Source organism: Pauljensenia hongkongensis (genome assembly GCF_001746855.1).
GTDB classification, from domain to species: Bacteria; Actinomycetota; Actinomycetes; order Actinomycetales; family Actinomycetaceae; genus Pauljensenia; species Pauljensenia hongkongensis.
Window position 1 is genome coordinate 154971 of the sequence record NZ_CP017298.1, and the last position, 1797, is coordinate 156767.

The following is a 1797-nucleotide window of genomic DNA, read 5'->3' on the forward strand; positions in this document are numbered from 1 at the left end:
GTCGCCACGAGGCGCAGGCCCCGTGTGCGCGCCAGGCCGGCCAGGGCGTCGGCCTCCTCGGGGCCGTCCCCGGCCCTGCGCTGCACCTCCACCACGACGGCGTCGCGCCCGAAGAGGTCCACGAGGGAGTCGAGGACGCGCCTGGCCCCGGCAGTGCCGTGGGAGCGCAGGGCGCGGCGCAGCGGGCCCCGGCCCGATCCGGTGAGGACCAGCCAGTCCCGGGCGCGCCCGGACAAGTCGTCCAGCCGATGGCTGCTGTCGCGCCGTCCGGGCCGTGACAGCGCGTGGTCGCTCATCGCCGAGACCAGGGCGGAGTACCCCTGCGGGGAGGCCGCCAGCACGGGCAGCCGCACCCCGGGGTCGTGGGCGCCGGGGCGCAGTCCCCAGCCCGGCCCGCCGGCGCCGGGCAGCGCCGGGCGCAGCGACGAGGCGTCGATGGTGAGCTCGGAGCCGTGGACGATGGGCAGGCCGGCCTCGCGCGCCGCCATGGTCGTGCGCACAGCGGAGTGCATGCCGTCCACGTCGAGCACCGCGAGGGCCTCGAGGCCGAGGCCCTGGGCGGCCCGCACCATCTCGGCGGGCTCGCACGTCCCGTCGAGGAAGGTGAAGGCGCTGTGCGCGTGCAGTTCCGCGTAACGGGGCCGGGTTCCACTCACCGCGCCAGGATATCGAACAGGTGTTCGATTCGCGAGGCGGGCCGCCCGCGGGCCGTGGCGTACCCTGTCCCCATGGCAACCATGCGCGCGGCCGCGCTCGGATCACCGGGCTCGCTGGCCCTGACGACACGGCCGGTCCCCGAACCCGGTCCCGGCGAGGTCCTCCTGGCCGTCGAGGCCACGACGATCTGCGGCACCGACTTGCGCATCGAATCGGGCGCGAAGACGCGCGGAGTGACTCCGGGCGTCGTCCTCGGCCACGAGGTCGCGGGCAGGGTCGCGGCCCTCGGCGGGGGTCTGGGAGCCGGCGCTCCCGCAGTCGGGGCCCAGGTGGGCCTCGCCCCCGAATGGGTGTGCGGGTCGTGCGGCCCCTGCGCCTGTGGGCGCGCCAACGTCTGCGAGAACATGCGCCTGTTCGGCACCACCGTCGACGGGGGCCTGGCCGACTACCTGCTGGTCCCCGCCCCTGCCGTCGCCCAGTGCGTCGTCGCGGTGGAACGGGAGACCGACCCGGCGCTGCTCGCCCTCGCAGAGCCGCTCTCGTGCTGCCTGCGCGCCCACGCCCGCCTCGGCATCGGAGCCGGGGACACCGTGGCCGTCCTGGGCACCGGGCCCATCGGGCTCATCCACTGCGCCCTCGCCGCCCGCGCGGGGGCCAGGGTCATCGCCTCGGGCAGGCCCGCCAGGCTCGAGCCGGCCCTGCGCTTCGGGGCCGCCCACGCGACCGCCGCCACCGGCGCGGAACTGGTCGCCGAGGCGCGCCGCCTCACCGGGGGCCGCGGGGCCGACGCCGTCATCGTGGCCGTCGGCGCCCCGGAGCTTGCGGGGGTGTCGCTGGAGCTCGCCGCCGTCGGCGCCCGCGTGTCCTACTTCGCGGGGTTCAGCGCCGGGGCGTCGGCCACCATCGACCCCAACCTGGTCCACTACCGCGAACTCGCCGTCCTCGGCTCGGCGAACGCCACCCACGCCGATTACGCCGAGGCGGTGCGCCTGCTGTCGTCGGGGGCCCTGGACCTGGGAGGGCTCGTCACCCACCGCTTCGCCCTGGGCGACGTCCACGCGGCCTTCGACGCGGTGCGCCGCAGGCGCGGCCTGAAGGCGGCCGTGCTGCCCGGCATGGGGCGAGGGCGGCGGCCGCTCC

General features: G+C 77.1%; 2 protein-coding genes. One reads left to right on the forward strand and one right to left on the reverse strand.

The features are described 5' to 3' along the window. A partial coding sequence (locus BH719_RS00710) for a PHP domain-containing protein (protein WP_009399871.1) occupies window positions 1-656 on the reverse strand: 656 nt, incomplete at its 3' end. A gap of 72 nt (window positions 657-728) precedes the next feature. On the opposite strand from BH719_RS00710, the gene BH719_RS00715 reads away from it, so the two are divergent. Beyond that, window positions 729-1797, forward strand: a 1069-nt coding sequence (locus tag BH719_RS00715) for a zinc-binding dehydrogenase (protein ID WP_009399872.1), incomplete at its 3' end; no start/stop codon positions are given.